Origin of the sequence: Mycoplana ramosa (genome assembly GCF_041930185.1) — a bacterium.
In the GTDB taxonomy this organism is placed as follows: domain Bacteria; phylum Pseudomonadota; class Alphaproteobacteria; order Rhizobiales; family Rhizobiaceae; genus Mycoplana; species Mycoplana ramosa.
This window is the reverse complement of record NZ_JBHEEW010000002.1, coordinates 356,327-372,538: the sequence shown is the minus strand read 5'-3', so window position 1 is coordinate 372,538 and position 16,212 is coordinate 356,327. Positions and strand designations below refer to the sequence as shown.

14 protein-coding genes are annotated in these 16,212 nt (G+C 64.3%); 12 read left to right on the top strand and 2 right to left on the bottom strand.

Annotation, left to right across the window (positions count from 1 at the left end):
- The first annotated feature begins 4 nt into the window (after positions 1–4).
- From JNC62_RS04235 to JNC62_RS04220, 4 genes are all read left to right on the top strand, one after another.
- On the top strand, positions 5–733 hold the full coding sequence (locus JNC62_RS04235) for an SDR family oxidoreductase (RefSeq protein WP_374836256.1): 729 nt from the start codon (positions 5–7) through the stop codon (positions 731–733).
- A gap of 63 nt (positions 734–796) precedes the next feature.
- Complete coding sequence (locus JNC62_RS04230; RefSeq protein ID WP_374836255.1) at positions 797–2,437, top strand: FGGY-family carbohydrate kinase; 1,641 nt, start codon at positions 797–799, stop codon at positions 2,435–2,437.
- Between the two features lie 108 nt (positions 2,438–2,545).
- Positions 2,546–4,174, top strand: a complete 1,629-nt coding sequence (locus tag JNC62_RS04225) for a GumC family protein (protein ID WP_374836254.1) — start codon at positions 2,546–2,548, stop codon at positions 4,172–4,174.
- Positions 4,171–5,607: an O-antigen ligase family protein gene (locus JNC62_RS04220; protein WP_374836252.1), complete on the top strand. Its 1,437-nt coding sequence runs from the start codon at positions 4,171–4,173 to the stop codon at positions 5,605–5,607. Before JNC62_RS04225 ends, JNC62_RS04220 begins: the two co-directional genes overlap by 4 nt.
- Here JNC62_RS04220 and JNC62_RS04215 read toward each other — a convergent pair.
- Positions 5,604–6,548 carry a glycosyltransferase family 2 protein gene (locus JNC62_RS04215; RefSeq protein ID WP_374836250.1) on the bottom strand — a complete coding sequence of 315 codons (945 nt, stop codon included), beginning with the start codon at positions 6,546–6,548 and terminating at the stop codon, positions 5,604–5,606. The two genes, JNC62_RS04220 and JNC62_RS04215, sit on opposite strands and share 4 nt — an antisense overlap.
- Before the next feature lie 241 nt (positions 6,549–6,789).
- Here JNC62_RS04215 and JNC62_RS04210 point away from each other — a divergent pair, with 241 nt between their 5' ends.
- The 7 genes from JNC62_RS04210 to JNC62_RS04180 all read left to right on the top strand — a co-directional run bounded on the left by JNC62_RS04210 (position 6,790) and on the right by JNC62_RS04180 (position 14,915).
- A complete protein-coding gene (locus tag JNC62_RS04210; RefSeq protein ID WP_374836248.1) occupies positions 6,790–7,848 on the top strand; it encodes an endo-1,4-beta-xylanase in 1,059 nt (352 codons plus the stop codon).
- A 3-nt stretch (positions 7,849–7,851) separates the two neighbouring features.
- Positions 7,852–9,279 carry a lipopolysaccharide biosynthesis protein gene (locus JNC62_RS04205; protein WP_374836247.1) on the top strand — a complete coding sequence of 476 codons (1,428 nt, stop codon included), beginning with the start codon at positions 7,852–7,854 and terminating at the stop codon, positions 9,277–9,279.
- The gene (locus tag JNC62_RS04200) at positions 9,279–10,403 is read left to right on the top strand and encodes a glycosyltransferase (RefSeq protein WP_374836245.1); all 1,125 of its coding nucleotides are present in this window, start codon (positions 9,279–9,281) and stop codon (positions 10,401–10,403) included. Before JNC62_RS04205 ends, JNC62_RS04200 begins: the two co-directional genes overlap by 1 nt.
- Positions 10,404–10,478: 75 nt before the next feature.
- Positions 10,479–11,378: a WecB/TagA/CpsF family glycosyltransferase gene (locus JNC62_RS04195; protein WP_374836344.1), complete on the top strand. Its 900-nt coding sequence runs from the start codon at positions 10,479–10,481 to the stop codon at positions 11,376–11,378.
- Positions 11,379–11,436: 58 nt separating this feature from the next.
- Positions 11,437–11,649, top strand: coding sequence for a hypothetical protein (locus JNC62_RS04190; protein WP_374836244.1), 213 nt, complete (start codon positions 11,437–11,439; stop codon positions 11,647–11,649).
- Positions 11,650–11,790: 141 nt separating this feature from the next.
- Entirely contained in the window at positions 11,791–13,632 is a 1,842-nt protein-coding gene (locus JNC62_RS04185) for a serine aminopeptidase domain-containing protein (RefSeq protein ID WP_374836242.1), read from the top strand.
- Positions 13,633–13,736: 104 nt separating this feature from the next.
- Positions 13,737–14,915: a hypothetical protein gene (locus JNC62_RS04180; RefSeq protein WP_374836241.1), complete on the top strand. Its 1,179-nt coding sequence runs from the start codon at positions 13,737–13,739 to the stop codon at positions 14,913–14,915.
- Positions 14,916–14,977: 62 nt separating this feature from the next.
- Here the strand turns inward: JNC62_RS04180 and JNC62_RS04175 are convergent, their stop codons facing one another.
- The gene (locus JNC62_RS04175) at positions 14,978–15,127 is read right to left on the bottom strand and encodes a hypothetical protein (protein ID WP_374836239.1); all 150 of its coding nucleotides are present in this window, start codon (positions 15,125–15,127) and stop codon (positions 14,978–14,980) included.
- A gap of 133 nt (positions 15,128–15,260) precedes the next feature.
- Here JNC62_RS04175 and JNC62_RS04170 point away from each other — a divergent pair, with 133 nt between their 5' ends.
- Positions 15,261–16,211 (top strand): DUF1403 family protein, encoded by a 951-nt coding sequence (locus JNC62_RS04170; protein WP_374836237.1) that lies wholly within the window; start codon positions 15,261–15,263, stop codon positions 16,209–16,211.
- Position 16,212: the final 1 nt, after the last annotated feature.

Sequence of the window (16,212 nt, the reverse complement as noted above, 5' to 3'; positions counted from 1 at the left end):
CAAGATGGCAGACCTCATGAAGGGTAAAGTTGCGGCCATAACCGGCGCCGCCTCCGGCATCGGGCTCGAATGCGCCCGCACGCTTCTGGGCGAAGGCGCCAAGGTCGTGCTCATCGACCGCGCCAAGGATAAGCTGGAGCAGCTTTGCGGCGAGCTGGGCCCGAACGCCCTGCCGCTCGTCGTCGACCTGCTCAAGCCGGCCGAGGTCTCCGGCATGCTGCCGCGCATCCTTGACATTGCCGGCAAGCTCGACGTGTTCCACGCCAACGCCGGCGCCTATATCGGCGGCCCGGTCGCAGAGGGCGATCCCGACGCCTGGGACCGGATGCTCAACCTCAACATCAATGCGGCCTTCCGCTCGGTTCATGCGGTGCTGCCGCACATGATCGAGCAGAAGTCGGGCGATATCCTCTTCACAAGCTCGATCGCCGGCGTCGTTCCGGTCATCTGGGAACCGATCTACACGGCCTCGAAGTTCGCCGTGCAGGCCTTCGTGCACAGCACTCGCCGCCAGCTCGCCCCGCACGGTGTGCGCGTCGGCGCGGTCTTGCCCGGCCCTGTGGTCACCGCGCTGCTGGATGACTGGCCGAAGGAGAAGATGGACGAAGCGCTTGCCAACGGCAGCCTCATGCAGCCGAAGGAAGTGGCCGACGCGGTGCTCTTCATGCTGACCCGTCCGCGCAATGTGACGATCCGCGACCTGGTGATCCTGCCCAACAGCGTCGATCTGTGACGTGAACCGGCGCGAGGCTGCAGCCTTGAGCCAATCCATGCTCTGTTTGCAGGCGGTAAGACCATGACCACCACTTCCTCCGCACGCCCGGCGGGCGGCGAACGGTATCTCATCGGCGTCGATGTCGGCACCGGAAGCGCCCGAGCGGGTGTTTTCGATCTGGATGGCCGGATGTTGGCGTCGGGCAAGCGCGATATCACGCTCTTTCGCGAAGCCGGGTCCATTGTCGAGCAGTCGAGCACGGAGATCTGGTCGGCCGTCTGCGCAGCCGTGCGCGAAGCAGTCGCAACAGCGGGCATCGATCCGCAGAGGGTGGCAGGCCTCGGCTTCGACGCGACCTGTTCGCTGGTCGTTCTGGGCGAGAACGGCGCTTCCCTGCCCGTTGGGCCGTCGGAAGACCCGCAGCGCGATATCATCGTCTGGATGGATCATCGTGCGGTCGACCAGGCGGAGCGCATCAACGCCAGGGGCCACGAAGTGCTACGCTATGTCGGCGGCCGCATCTCGCCCGAAATGGAGACGCCGAAGCTTCTCTGGCTGCGTGAGCATCGTCCGCAGGTCTTCGACGCCGCCTGGCAGTTCTTCGATCTTGCCGACTTCCTGACCTGGCGTTCGACCGGGGACCTCGCGCGCTCCACCTGCACCGTGACGTGCAAATGGACCTACCTGGCGCACGAAAAGCGCTGGGATCCGAACTACTTCCACCAGATCGGCCTCGGGGTTCTCGCGGAGGAAGACTTTGCGCGCATCGGCCAGCGCATCGTCGAACCGGGCACTCCGGTCGGAAACGGCCTGACGGAGCGCGCCGCCGAGGAACTCGGGCTGCCGGCCGGCACGCCGGTCGGCGCGGGGATGATCGACGCCCATGCAGGCGGGATCGGCACCGTCGGTGTAGACGGCACGCCGGAAAGCAATCTCGGTTACGTCTTTGGCACGTCGTCCTGCACGATGACGTCCACCAAGGCGCCGGTGTTCGTGCCGGGCGTGTGGGGGCCGTACTATTCGGCGATGGTCCCGGGAATGTGGCTCAATGAGGGCGGCCAGTCGGCTGCCGGTGCTGCGATCGAGCAGCTGCTGTCTTTCCACCCGGCGGCGGGCGAGGCAACCGAGGTGGCGAAGAGCCGCGGGTCGTCGCTCCCCGTCCTGCTGACGGACATGGCCACGCAGAAGGCGGGGTCCCTCTCTGCCGCGGTCAGGCTGGCGGACGACCTGCACGTCGTTCCGGAGTTTCTTGGCAACCGCGCGCCCTTTGCCGATCCGAATGCCCGGGCCGTCGTCGCGGGGCTCGGCATGGAGCGCGACATCGACAATCTCGTCTCGCTTTACATCGCCGGATTGTGCGGCATCGGATATGGACTGCGCCAGATCATCGACGTTCAGGCTTCGTCCGGCGCACCGGTCGACAAGGTCGTGATCAGCGGAGGCGCGGGCCAGTTCGATCTTGTTCGCCAGCTCCTTGCCGATGCCACCGGAAAGCCGGTGCTCGCCACGCAATCGGAAGAACCGGTGCTGCTGGGCGCGGCCATCCTCGGAAGTGTCGCGTCGGGTTCGTTCCCGGATGTCGGATCGGCGATGGCAAGGCTTTCGAGGACAGATCGGACATACGCGCCCGCCGATGGCGAGATCGCAGCGGCGCATGCGCGGCGATACGAGGCTTTCCAGAAACTTCAGGCTCTGGCGCGGGAAATCCGGCAAGATCCTTGAATCGGGAAGGTGGCCGGGCGGACCGGTCTGCCTGAGCCGCCTGCCATATCGAACTGCAAGGCCCGCCGAACCGTACCGTCGCCATAGAGCCGCGGCGACAGTAACCAATTGTTAAGCCTGTTTTGTTCTTCTGGACGCTACAGCCAAACGGCGCAACGCAGCAGGCCCATGTATACCGCCAGCAGTAACAACCGCGGTCCGAAGATCAGGATCGCCGCCCGTGCCGCAGCGGTAACGGGCCCATTGCCACCGACCGTGCGCGTGAGCACGCGCGCGGGGGACTGGCGTGCGTCGGACCCGGGCCAGGATGAAACCTTCCATTCAGACGGACAGGAGGCAGCCACCGAGGCAGTGGTGGCGCGAACCGCGGTCGCTGCGAACGGGACCGCCGTTGCCGCATGGCTCGACATTGTTACGATTGGCAATGCCTTCCGTTGGCTGTTGTCTTACAAGCTTGTGATCATCGCCGCGGCCGTGTTCGGCGTCCTTTTGGGAGCGGCGTTCATCCTGACCGTGCCACCGCGCTACAGCTCCAGCGCGGAACTTTTGGTGGAGCCCACCGATCTCAACCTGGTCGCGGACGACATTTTCGTTCAAAGTCTCCAGAGGGATTCGCAGTTGCTCGCCGTTGAAAGCAAGCTGCGGCTGCTGACCTCGGGCAATGTCCTGGCGCGGGTGGTCAAGGACCTGGATCTCGTCAATGATCCGGAGTTCGTCGGCCCGGGCAGCAAGAACCCGCTGCGGGATGCGTTGGGTGCGCTTGAGAAGCGGGTGACAGCCAGCCGCGACACCCGGTCGTTCCTGGTGAGCCTTAGCGCCTGGAGCCGCCAGCCGGAAAAGTCTGTCGAGATTCTCGACAAGCTGATCGCGTCCTTCCAGGACGAACTCGTCAGTGCACAGGCGGAAGGTGCCGGGCGCGCCGCCGGCGCCTTGACCTCGCGTCTCGAGACGCTCAAGGACGACGTGCGGAAGGCCGAAGAGAAGGTCGAGGAATTCAAGCGCAGCAACGGCCTGCGATCGAGCGCCGGTGAACTGGCGAGCTCGATCACGGCCAACCAGGTCAATGCGCAGATGGTCGATGCAAGGGAGCGTCTTATCCGGGCGCAGTCCCGCTACAAGGAACTCACGTCCGAATCGGAGGAAAGCCGGCTGAATGCCGCGAGCCTGCAATCGGACACCATGACGGCCCTGCGCACGCAATATTCGTTGATCCGGCAGCAGATCACCTCGCAGTCGGCGGTGCTTGGTCCCCGCCATCCCGAGCTGATCGCCCTCCAGCCCAAGGCCAAGGCGCTCGAGGCGCAGATTCAGTCCGAGACCCGGCGGCTCGTGCAGTTGGCCCGCGCCGAACTGGAAGAGGCGCAGAATGCGGTCGATCGTCTGACGAAGGAGGCGGATGCCGCCAAGGGCTCGGTTTTTACCGATACCGCCGCACAGGTCCAACTGCGGCAGCTCGAACGCGAAGCGCAAGCCAAGGCCTCCGTGTACGAGGCCTTCATGACCCGCGCGAGCGAGGCCGCCCAACGGCAGCAGATCGACGCGACCAACGTGCGCGTGGTCAGCCAGCCGCTGCCGCCGGTGTCCCGCAGCTTCCCGCCGCGAAGCGCGGTGGTCCTGGCTGGTGGCCTGGTTGCGGGTGCTATCGCCGGTGCGTTCGTCGCGCTGCTGCTGGGCTTCCTGCGTGAAGTCTTCGGTGAACGGTGGTGGAGAAGACCGTTCCGGGCCAAAGTGGCATGAGCAGCGTTCCCGCCGCGTCCGCCGTCGGCGACAGGCGCCTCACCTTTCTCCTGTTTGCGGTCACGGGTTACTTCTGGATCACGCTTTCTCCGCTGCCGGACATGTCCGGGTTGACGTCGGACACGCCTTGGGGCGGGACGTCCAACGTCGTCAACCAGATTGTCGTCCTTGCCATGTTCGGTGCCCTCCTGGCCGGCCTGTGGATGCGTGGCGCTTGGGGGCTGCTGTTTCAGCAGAGGGCTCTGCTTTCGGTCCTGTTGTTCTGGTTTCTGCTGACCGCGGTTCTCGGAGACGATCCGGGATCAGCCTTGCGCCGTGTGATCTTCGCCGGGATCGTGATCTTCTGCGCCAACGCCGTCCTGCTCTTGCCGCGCAACCAGACCCAGTTCAACGTGGTGATCGCCGCAATCGTGTGCGTGGTAGTGCTGCTGTCGTATTTCGGTGTCGCGGCGATGCCGGTGCGGGCGATCCATCAGGCGACCGATGGTCTGGAGAGCTCGCTCGCCGGCGACTGGCGCGGCATCTACAGCCACAAGAACATTACCGCCGCCGCCATGGCGATGTCGGTGTTCTTCGGTCTCTATCTGGCCGCGACCGGGTCCAGGAGGCTTGGCTGGTTTCTCGCGGCCGGCGCCTTGCTGTTCGTGCTGTTTTCGGGTGGCAAGACGTCCACGATCATGGTGCCGCTCACCCTGTTGGTGGCCTGGCTCTTCGAGCGCTGCAGGAGCCTTCGCGTGCTGCTGGTATGGGGAACGCTGATCGCTGCCAATACGATCCTGATCGGCGCAGCCGTGTCCGAGCAGATTGGCGGCACACTGGAGAACCTCGGCATCGACGCCACCTTCACCGACCGCAGCTCGATCTGGCGGCTGGCCATCTCGGCAATCGCGGACCGGCCGCTTCTGGGCTACGGCTTCCAGTCGTTCTGGCAGACCGACACGTTATTTACCGGCCAGGCGGCGTCGGAAACCTGGGCCGTGACAGCGGCCAACGCCCACAATGGCTTCGTCGAAGCCCTGATCAATGCCGGCGTCCCCGGACTGATCCTGACGCTTCTCTGGCTGGTGCGCGCGCCGATGCGCAATGCCGCCGCCGCCCTTGAAGGCGACAACGATATCCACCTGACCCGGTTGTTTCTGCGGATCTGGTTGTTCGGCATCTTCCTCGCCTGCCTCGAAAGCGCCTTCTACGTCAACACCGGACCGATCTGGTTCACGATCCTGATCGGCGTCTTTGGCCTCGGCTTGCAGGCACGTTCCACGCTGGCGCCGGTCGGCGAAAGCGAAGCAGACGGGACCTTCAGCCCGTTGCCTCCGGTGGCTGGCGCGCCGGCCGCCGCACGGCCCGTCTATGCCATTGTCCGGCCGGCGATAAGCAGCGGGTCGAAGGCAACGGGATCGCCGGTCATCCGGATCAGCCGCGGGACCGGCTAGCTCTTTGCCTCATACGGCTTGGGCAGGAGCCCGAGCAGCGGTGCCATCCGTCCGACCGACATGAGCAGGGGATGCGTTGCCGGTATCACCTGGCCCGTATGCGCCAGGATCACCATCGAGCGCGCCAGGCCGAGTCCGAGGCTGACGAGGTTCTTGGCGATCACCTTCGGTGTTGCGAACGCGCCCATATGCAGGCGATCGATAACGCAATTGATGCTGCCGGTCCGGATGGAGCGCGTCATCAGCCATTTGGCATTGGCGCGGTCCGCCGGGACGGTCTCCTGGATCACGGCCTCGGCGCACCACCAGAACCGAAAGCCGGCGAGGCGGCAACGGGTGAAGAACTCCATGTCGCCGCCGCCAAGGAAGTTGAAGCGAAGATCGAAAAAGGGAAAGGGCATCCGCTCGAAGACATGGCGGCGGATCAGGCAGTTGCCCGAGCCGTGAATCATCGGCACGGCGCGACTGGCGCCGTCGATGGAGCCGAACAGGCTGTGATTGCGGATGGCCGCGGGTGCCGCCGTTTCGAAGGTGCGGATGACCGGGCCGCCGACGATATCGGCCTCATTCGTGCGGGCGGCCTCGACCATGTTCTGAAGCCATGCGTCGGCCGCTGTCTCGTCGTCGTCGATCATCAGCAGGTGACGGGCGCCGGGAAAGCGGTCGAGCGCAAGCCGGAATGCGGAATTGATCGCGTGGCAGTTCCCCTGTTGGCTCTCCACGTCGACCGCGTGGGCGATGCCGTGCTCGCTCAACAGTTGGCGTGCGACCGAAGCGCCTGCGGGATTGGCGCCGTCATTGTCGATGACGACGACGGCGAAGGGAAAATCGGTCTTCTGCGCCAGCACGGACAGAAGCGTCCTTTGCAGCCATTCCGGCCGGCGGAAGGTCGGTATGCAGACGACCGCTTCGATCGCTGCGGCAGGAGTGGGCTGGTTCATCGAATTCTACCGCAATTTCAGCGATTGTTTGCGCAAACGGGTAATGCCTCGGGCGGGCGGGAGCCGGCCAGACCGGATCCTGCGCACACTAGGGCTGCAACCTGAAAGACGGGTTAACGGTGGCCTTTAACCCTCCGATCACAACTGCCCGCTATCATCGCGGCGGATCAGACGTGCTGTCAGCGCTGCGGGGTTTGGCGACGCGCGACGCTGGCGAACGCAAACTGAGAGAACGTGTTTCATGCGCAGAAGAGAATTCGTCGCGGCGACAGCGGCTGCCACCCTGGCGCTTTTGCATCGCGGTGCGACCGATGGCGCGACCGCGGCCGGTCAGCCGAAGATACCCTTTGGTGCTGCGGTGCGCGACGGTCCTTTGCAGGACGACGAGGCCTACCGGCAGGCGCTGGTGCAATACTGCCAGCTCGTCGTCGGGGAAGGCGGCCTGAAATGGGTCGATCTGCGGCCCGACCGGTCGAGCTTCGATTTCCATCAACCCGACCGCCTGCTGGCCTTTGCCCGCCAGAACGGCATGAAAATGCGCGGCCACACCTTGGCCTGGTATGCCGCCATGCCGGAATGGACGAACGCGATCACCAGTGCAGCCGAGGCGGAACGGGAACTGACCACCCACATCGAAACCGTCGTCGGTCGCTATCGCGGCGAGATACCGAGCTGGGATGTCGTCAACGAGCCGCTTTCGGACGACTCAAGCGCAAGCGTCGGCCTCCGGGACTCGGTCTGGGCCGCGGCTCTTGGCGAACGATATGTCGACATCGCTCTTCGCACGGCACACGCCGTTGATCCGCGCGCCCAACTGGTCATCAACGACTATGGTCTTGAGGCCGCGACGGAGAAGGCGAGGGCGCGTCGCCTTTCACTGCTCGATCTCGTCCGGCGGTTGCGCGATCGCGGCACGCCGCTCGATGCCGTCGGCTTCCAGGCGCATTTGCCCGGAGATCTCGATATCGACACGGATGGCGTGTCGCAGCTCGTCGCCGATCTGAAATCGATGGACATCGAGGTGCTGGTCACCGAACTCGACGTCATCGACGATACGCTACCCGCCGAGATCATCGAGCGTGACGCGATCGTTGCAAGGCGGGTTCAGGATCTACTGGGTGCCATCCTGTCGGTCACGCAGCCAACGGCAATCCTGACCTGGGGATTGACGGACCGCTACACCTGGGTGCCGATCTGGTACAAGCGAGGGGACGGCAAACCCAACCGACCGCTGCCGCTGACCGACACCTTCGAGCCCAAGCCGATGATGCAGGCCATCCAGGCCGTGACGGGAGGCTAGGCCATGCTTCGCCAGGCATCGACCTATCTTGCCGCCCACGCGGTCTCGGCCTTGTTCGGCTTCGCCTCCATCGCTGTTTTCACGCATCTTTTGAGCCCGGCCGCGTATGGTCTCTATGTGGTGACGATGAGCCTTGCGGGCGTCATCGCCGCCGTGCTCTTTTCCTGGATCCGATTGTCGATCATCCGTTTCAATCAGGGGACGCGGGAATCGGACATGCGCGGCACCGCGCTGGTCTGCTATCTCGGGCTGATGCTCGTCAGTCCCGTGGTCGCGGCCATCGTCGCCTGGGTCTCGGGCATTCCTGTCTGGCAAGGCGCGTTCGCGGTGCTGGTCGCCTTCTGCCTTGGGTTCTTCGAGTTCGGACAGGATATCTTCCGGTCCCGGCAAACCCCTGGTGCCTATGCCGGCGCTCTCATCGTGCGCGCCGCCACGTCCTTCGCCTTTTCCATGGCGCTCGTGCTGGCCGGCTACGAAGGCGAAGGCCTGCTGATCGGCATCTGCCTCGGATATGGGCTGGCCGCGCTTGTCTTTGCGCCGAAGGTCTGGCGTAGGCCTCTGAGGGGCTTTGACCGGCAAATTCTCCGCAAGCTCGCCCGTTTCGGGATACCGATGACGCTGTCTGGCAGCGTGTTCGCCCTGCACGCCTTGTTCGACCGGCTGATCATTCTCGCCTATCTTGGAGACGCGGGGGCGGGAGCTTACGGCGCGGCGGCAGATCTGGTGCGCCAGATCATCCTGTTTCCCGCAATTGCAATCGGATCTGCCATCATACCGGTAGCCGCACGCCTGCTCGCCGAAACGGGACCGGAGGCCACCCACCGCCATCTGGAACGAAGTGCTGAGCTTCTCGTCGCGGTCCTGCTGCCAGCCGTCGTCGGCCTTGCGCTGGTCTCGGGCCCGCTTTCGGATCTCATGCTGGGGCCCGAGTTCCGCGAGGCCGGAAAGCAACTGATCCCGATCCTCGCCTTTTCCTGGCTCTTCCAGGCGTTCACGCAGCAATACATCCATGCGAGTTTCCATCTCGGGCAAAAGCCGGTCCTGATGCTGGTCCAGGCATTGGCCATGCTCGCGGTCAATGCGGGCGCGATGTTTGCGCTGGTTCCGCGCTATGGCCTTCAGGGGGCGGCCTGGGCGCTCGTCATTGCGGAGATGTTCGGCATGGTGATCGGCTACGCCTTGTCCTTCAAGGCGCAGCGCCTTTTCTTCAAACTGTCGGATTTCATGCGGAGCGGAGCTGCGACCGCGGTGATGGCGCTGGCCACGACGATCTGCCTGCGTCTCGGCCCCGAGGGCTCGCTGCCGACCCTGATCGTCAGCATTTTTGTCGGCATCGCATCCTACGCCGGATCCGCGCTGCTGTTGAACGTCCTTTCGCTGCGCGGCGAAGCGCTTGTTTTCTTGCAGCGGCTCAAGGAGAGGCTCGCCTGATGGACGCCGCGAACCGCCCAAGCCGCACGGATGTCGCCGGCGTGCAGGAACCGGTGCCTGTGGAGCGCTATCTCGTCCTGACGTCCGACGCCGCCAACCTGTGCGGCGTCGAGGCGTTTACCCGGCACCTGGCAGCGCGTCTGGGGGCACGGGCCGATACGCTCGCCATGACGGGCGATCCACGACGCCTGAATGATGCCCTCAACAAAAGCGACGGCGTCGTTTTGAACTTTCCGATCGTCGCCTGGAAGAAGCGGCTTGTCGAACCCGTGATCGTGGCGCTGCTCGCGAAGATCAGGCGCAAGCGGCTGACCGTGGTTCTTCACGAGTGGGCGAGCCTCGATTGGAAGCGGCGGCTTGTTCTCCTTCCGGTCGTCAAGCTGGCCGATGCGATCCTGTTTTCGGCGCCCGAGATCCGCGACGAATGGTCTGGAAGCCACGCGGCCAGCCGCTCCAAGAAAAGCGCGCTGATCCCAATCCCGCCGAATCTCCTGCCGTCGCCGCTCCGGCCCGACGTCCCGGCCGCCCGCGCGATTCGCGCGCTGCGACAGGATGGGCGGAAGATCATTGGCCAGTTCGGCTCCATCTATCCGAAGAAGAACTGCGCCGAACTGCTGTCGATCGCGGCCGAACTTCGCAAGTTGGGGCAGGATGTCGCCGTCGCGTTCATCGGGTCCTTCATCAAGGCGACCGACAACGTCGAGGAAGAATTTCATGCGCAGGTGAGGGCACATGGTCTGGAAGACCGAGTGCTGGTCACCGGCTACATCGCCGAAGATAGTCATGTTTTCGCGGCACTGCGCGAACTCGATGTCGTTTGCTACAAATTCATCGAAGGGCTGACATCACGGCGCGGCAGCGTGCTGGCGGCCGCCCTGGCCGGCAGGTGCGTGGTGACGAATGCTCCGCAGGACGCAGCGTCACTGTTCGATCATCGTCTGTTCAAGACCCTAATCGCTAACGGGAACATCCGACTGACCGCGACCGATGCGAATGCGCAAGCCATGGCGAGCGAAGTCGCCCGGGCGTTCGAGCACCAGCCGGGCGCACTCGATTTCGCGCATGAGATGGAGATGCTCTGGCAGACCATCATCGAACGGCTCGATGCGGTTCAACGCGAGTGAACCGGCTTTTGCTCTCGGGCAAGCCGCAATTGAGGATTGTTAAAGTTTTCATAAAAATTTCCGACGTCCTTGTTAATGCTGCAGTTTTTTAACGACGAAACCAATCCCGGTTTGACATGTTTCTCCTATAAAGTGCATAGCGCTCCTATGAGTATTGCGTGTCTTGAGCGTTCCGCCATGTCAGTGCAGATCGATGAACCCTCTGAAGCGGAGGGCGGTCCCGCATGGGCGACCACCGTGCTTGGCGGGCTTCCGATAACGGTCATCGGCATGCAGGAGTCGGCGGACGAGTTCGTCAGAATTGCCCTTAAGGCCAGGGGTCGCGATCAGCTTCCCTACTATTCGACGTCGGCCAACGGCCAGGTCATCGCCCTGGCGTCGCGTGATCCCGAATTCAGGGAGCTTTTGCTCACCGCAGACCAGATTCACGCGGACGGCATGCCGATGGTGCTGCTGTCGCGGATGCTGACACGCAACGCGCTGAGCGAGCGCGTCGCGACCACCGATCTGGTGCACGTGGTCGCCGAGGCCGCCGAAAAGCAAGGTCTCAGCTTCTATTTCCTTGGTGCCGCCGCCGAAATCAACAAGCGCGCTGTGGCAAACATGCGCGAAAAGTATCCCAAGCTGAAATTTGCCGGCGCTTCGCATGGGTACCTGTCCGGTCAGCAGGAGGCGGATGTCGTGGACGAGATCGCCCGACTGAAGCCGGATATTCTCTGGATCGGCATGGGCGTTCCCCATGAACAGCAGTTTGTCGCGCGCAACCGCGAAAAGCTGCGTGGTGTCGGCGTGATCAAGACGGCCGGCGGGCTGTTCGATTTCCTCGCGGGCAAGAACAGTCGTGCGCCGAAATGGATGCAGAAGGTCGGTCTGGAGTGGGCATACCGGACCATTCTGGAACCGCGCAGGCTGGCGGTTCGATATCTGACAACCAATCCGGTCGCGCTGCGGCAGATCCTTTTGAACTCGAACTGACGACGCCGGTTCGGGCGCGTACTGTCGCAGCCCGGCTGGAAGGGAAAAGGAAGGCATGATGACTTGGTTGCCCGTGGTCGCGGCCGTTTACCTTGTCGGTGCGCTCTTCTTTTTTGCCTGCACCTATCTTGAGGGAATGAGGCGCATCCCCGCCTGGGACGTCCATCGCTTTATCGGGCTGGCGGCTTCGGCGATCTGGCCTTTGGTGATCGCCTATGTCTGGATGACGTGTACCGTTCAACAGAAACGTGCTGCCGCAATCGACCGATAGCTCGCCGGCGCCTTGGCGGAGGCCACTCAGCCTTTCTTAAAGGTCCCGGTGCTAGATAGCCAGTGATCCTGAATGCACGCGATTGACCGTTCGTCCATGTCGCAAATGTCACAGTGTGAGCCCCAGCGTACCGAGAGTGTAGTGAGCAACGAGGCGATTCAGAGGACTGCGGAGGCGCCCGGCGGCCAGATTGCCGAGGTAGAGGCGGCGCCGGGACCAATGCAGGATCGGGCAGCCATTTCGGCGCCGCTGACGTTAAGCTTCAGTCACGCCCTCTTCACGCCGGCAGCGGTGGAATCCGCCCAGCGCAACCTTTCGGTTCTGTTCATCAGTCCGTGGGGTTTGGAAGAGCTGTCGACGCGCCGATTCTACCGGATACTGGCGAATGCGTTTGCCGAAGCAGGGATAGCCAGCCTACGCTTCGACCTGCCGGGAACGGCCAATGCACTCGATTTTCCTCCGGACCAGTCGGGTCTTGCGCCCTGGCACGCGGCCGTCACAGGAGCCGTGGCGCGCCTGCGATCGCTGACGGGAAACAGGCCTGTCGTGCTGGTCGGTCAGGGGGTTGGCGGGACACTCGCCCTCACCACCCCGCTCGACCGCCAGTGCATCGCAGGCGTAGCCGCCTTGGCGCCGGTCGTGAACGGCCGCGGCTATCTGCGGGAACTGTCCGCCTGGGCCAAGATGGCCGATGCGGCCCTGTCGATCGAACGCGGCGATGATGTGCCACCGCCCGGCGCCATAGCCGGATTCGAGCCGCCGCAAGGCGTCGCTGATGCATTGAAGGCGGTCAAGCTGCTCCAGGAGGACCTGCCCGAAATCGCCAATCTGCTCGTTGCCGCGCGACCGGGAGATAGCGCGCTGGCGCCGCTTGCGGACTGTTTGGCACAAAAGGGCTGCAACGCGCAGACGATCACCTTCGAAGGGTATCAGGATTTGCTGCAAAGCCCTATGACGCAAATCATCCCGGAAGGTTTGATCTCCCAGTTGCGGGACTGGCTCATCTCGCTCGAGGAGCCCTTGCGGCCCATCCGCGTCGCCGACGTTGCCATCGCCCGGTGCGATGCCGACGCGTTGGCGGATGCGGCATTTTCGGAGCACGCGACACGTTTCGGCCCCGGAGGGCGGCTATACGGGATCATCTGCGAACCGCGCTCCGGCCCGGCGAAGGCGACCGTCATTATTTTGACCACCGCGCACGATCCTCTCTCGGGCTGGGCGCGCTCGTCGACAGATCTGGCCCGGCGACTTGCGCGTCGGGGCATTGCCTCGTTTCGCTTCGATAGCGCCGGCGTGGGCGACAGCCTGCCCATTCCCGGCCGCAAGCGCCAGATCCTCTATGATCACGCCCAGCTCGAGGACTTGTCCGCCGCAATCGACCTGATCGAGGAGCGTGGCCTTCACCGCAACCTGGCGGTCTTCGGGCGCTGCAGCGGCGCCTACCTCGCCTATCACGGCCTGCTGGCGGACGATCGGCTGGCGGCTTGCATCTCGGTCAATCTTCGGCTCTTCCGCTGGCGCCGTGAGCCGACCGACGCGGAGATCGCGCAGGCGCCTCGCTCTCTCGACACCTATGCCCGCAAGGCCATATCCATGGACACGGCACGGCGATTGGTCGCAGGGGAGATCGACCTGCGCAACGCCGCGAAGAACATCGGCCGGAAGATCCACGAACGGATCGAACGAAAGTTGATGCGGTTCACGGGGCCGTTGCTCGCCGTCGGCCGCTTTAACCGACTCGTACACGAGGACTTTCGCCGCATGTCCGCGAGCGGGAAGCGAATTGTCCTCGTCTATTCGGCGCAGGACGAGGGAGAAGAAAGCTTCGCCTTCCATTTCGGCAAAGATGGCGCCGGTCTGCGCTCCTACCCGGGTGCATGCCACCACCGCATCCCGGCGGCGGATCACAACGTGACGGACAAGGCTGCCCGGGCTGAACTGTTCCGCATCGTCGAAGAGGCAATCGACCTCGGCTTCCCATGACAGGGTGGCTCCTGCGGGTCTTCGTCCGGTGTCCTGCGTGACCAGGGGCCAATCACTGTAATGGCTTGACGTGTAGCGCAAGCTGAAGGTTTCCAGAGCAAATCATGACAGACACTTCATCGAACACGGCGTTGTCGCCGGTGTTGCTTTCCGCGTTCACGACCCATCGTCGGGAGGCCACGAGGCCGATCGCCTATCGAACAGACGGGTTTGACGAGAAATTCGACGACGACGTCTTGTTCTATGACATCTTCCGTCGTGCCGATGGGATGGTGACGCTCCTTGGGCCGCCGCTGTTCAATCTGGCGCAGTTCATCCGCCCTGACAGCATCCGCGCCATGCCTTCGCGGCAGCCGTGTCCGTTCCGTGTTCGCCGCCTGGACAGGCAGGTGCAATTGATCGTGAACGTCCCGGAAACCTGCAAAGCGCTCGAAATCAGCCTCGATGGCGCGTCTGTCGAGGTCGAAATCCGGCCCGGCAAGGCTGCACTGTTCGCCGGCCGACGCGTGCTTCTGACCCAATCGAAGAACAACGAGCTGACCTGGATCCGGGACTGGGCGACATTTGCCCAGCGCTTTCACGGCGCGGACGCGGTTTTGCTCTACGACAATGCATCTGATCGCTACGGCACGGAAGAGGTGGAAGATGAACTCCGTCGGATCGACGGAATCAAGGCGATCCAGGTTCTGTCGTGGCCCTTCAAGTTCGGCCCGCAGGGGCTGGATGCGACCCGCTTCTGGGACTCGGATTTCTGCCAGATGGGCGCATGGGAGCATGCCCGATGGCGCTTTCTGGCCGACGCGCGCAGCGTTCAGGCCGGCGATGTCGATGAACTCGTCCTGTCCCAACGCGGCCAAAGCGTCTTTGCCGCAGCCGAGAACGACCGGTTTGGCGTCGTGCGCTACCGGGGGCGCTGGGTGGTTGCGACGGATCGGACGCCGCCGGTCAATGCGGGCACGCTCTTGCGGCACCGCGACTATGACACCGTGATGCGGGAGCGCATCGCCCGGCGTTTTGGCCTCTTCCCGTACGACACCATGGCGTCCGCGCCGAAATGGACCGTCGTGCCGAAGCGCTGCCCGCCATGGGCGCAATGGGCGGTGCATCGCATCACCGGCTGGCTCGCCGCGCACCGCATCACACGCGAATTCTCGCATCGCCATTTCCGGGAGATCGGCAGCAACTGGAAATACGCGAGGCTGACGCGCGACAGCTACGATCCGGAACTGCACGAAATCGATCCCGTGTTGGTCGCGCACCTGCGTGGCGAGGCAGGCACCTGAGAAGATACGACGCGGTGCGAGGCGCGCGTGGGCCGCACCGCCCCGAGCAATGCCTTGATGCATCAGACCGGTACGACGATCGGCGTGCCGTCGGGAAGCTGCATTCGCTCGATGTTTATGTCGTAGGTGAAGCGCAGACAATCCGGCGTGAAGACCTCCTGAGCGCGCCCAACGAGGACACTGGCATGATCCGGCCCCGTCAATTCGAGCAACGCCAAACACCGACACTATCGCCGGTGTGGTGATCCGGTGGCCGGCTTTCACGGGCGTTGCGGGTCCGGCCAGGCAGGTGCGGTTTCATTCTTAGCGTTGGCCGAAAGCGCTCGTCTGAACTATGCTCCGCGCATGGATTCGCCCGCCCCCGTTCCGCTGCCTGACCCCACGCCCCGCGTCGTGCCCGGCTGGGCCCTGTCGCGCGGCGCGGCGACGAGCGAGGCGGACGCCGCCTTCGCCGCGGGCTCGGCGTTGACCACTCTCGACAATCTCGTTCGGACGGAACCCGTCTGGGGCGGCTGCTGGCGCATGCGGCTGGCCCTCAAGTCGGCCGTCGCGGATGTCCGGATGGCCGGCCGGACCGAAGACGAGGCGGGGCTGCGCGACGCCATCCTTCTGGCGGTGCCCGGCAGCGATCCCGGGCCGGCCGGCCGGATGTATCTCGCCCACAAAGCGCTCGCGGCGCGCCGGAGAGCGATCGACGGGCGCTTTCTGGCCGAGCTCGCGGACCTGATGGCCTTGCGATGGGACGATCGGCTGGCGCAGGCCGCAGGACAGGTCGACGAAGCCCTACAGTCCGGCCGGGCCGTGCCGTTCGCAGCGGCAGGGCTGGTTGCGGCGATCTGCGCCGCACGGCCGGATGCACAGGCATTGGCCGGGTGGCTGGCCGATTGGGTGGTTGCACACAAGCTGAAATGGGAGCGGCCAGTACCGCTGCTGATGAACGCGCGCCATGGGCCCGCCTTTCGCCTGTCAGGGGGCAGGGGGCGCATTCGGCCCGGCGAGGACGGCTTTGCCCGTGCGGTCTGCCTGGCACTCGTCGAAGGTGTGGGTGAAGCGTTGCGGAGTGCAAACGAGATCGGTCGGCGGGCCGACCGGTTGCTGGCGGTGGCGCCTAAGGTCAGAACCAAGGGAGCCGAGCGGGTGATCCGGACGCTGCTCGACGACGATGCCGTGTCCGCCTCGGCCCCCGGCGCCGGCCTGTCGCGCTGGGCAAGTCGGCGGTTGTTCGAACGATTGGAGACATTGGGTGCGGCGCGGGAGCTTTCTGGCCGGTCGAGCTTCCGGATCTACGGGTTGTGAC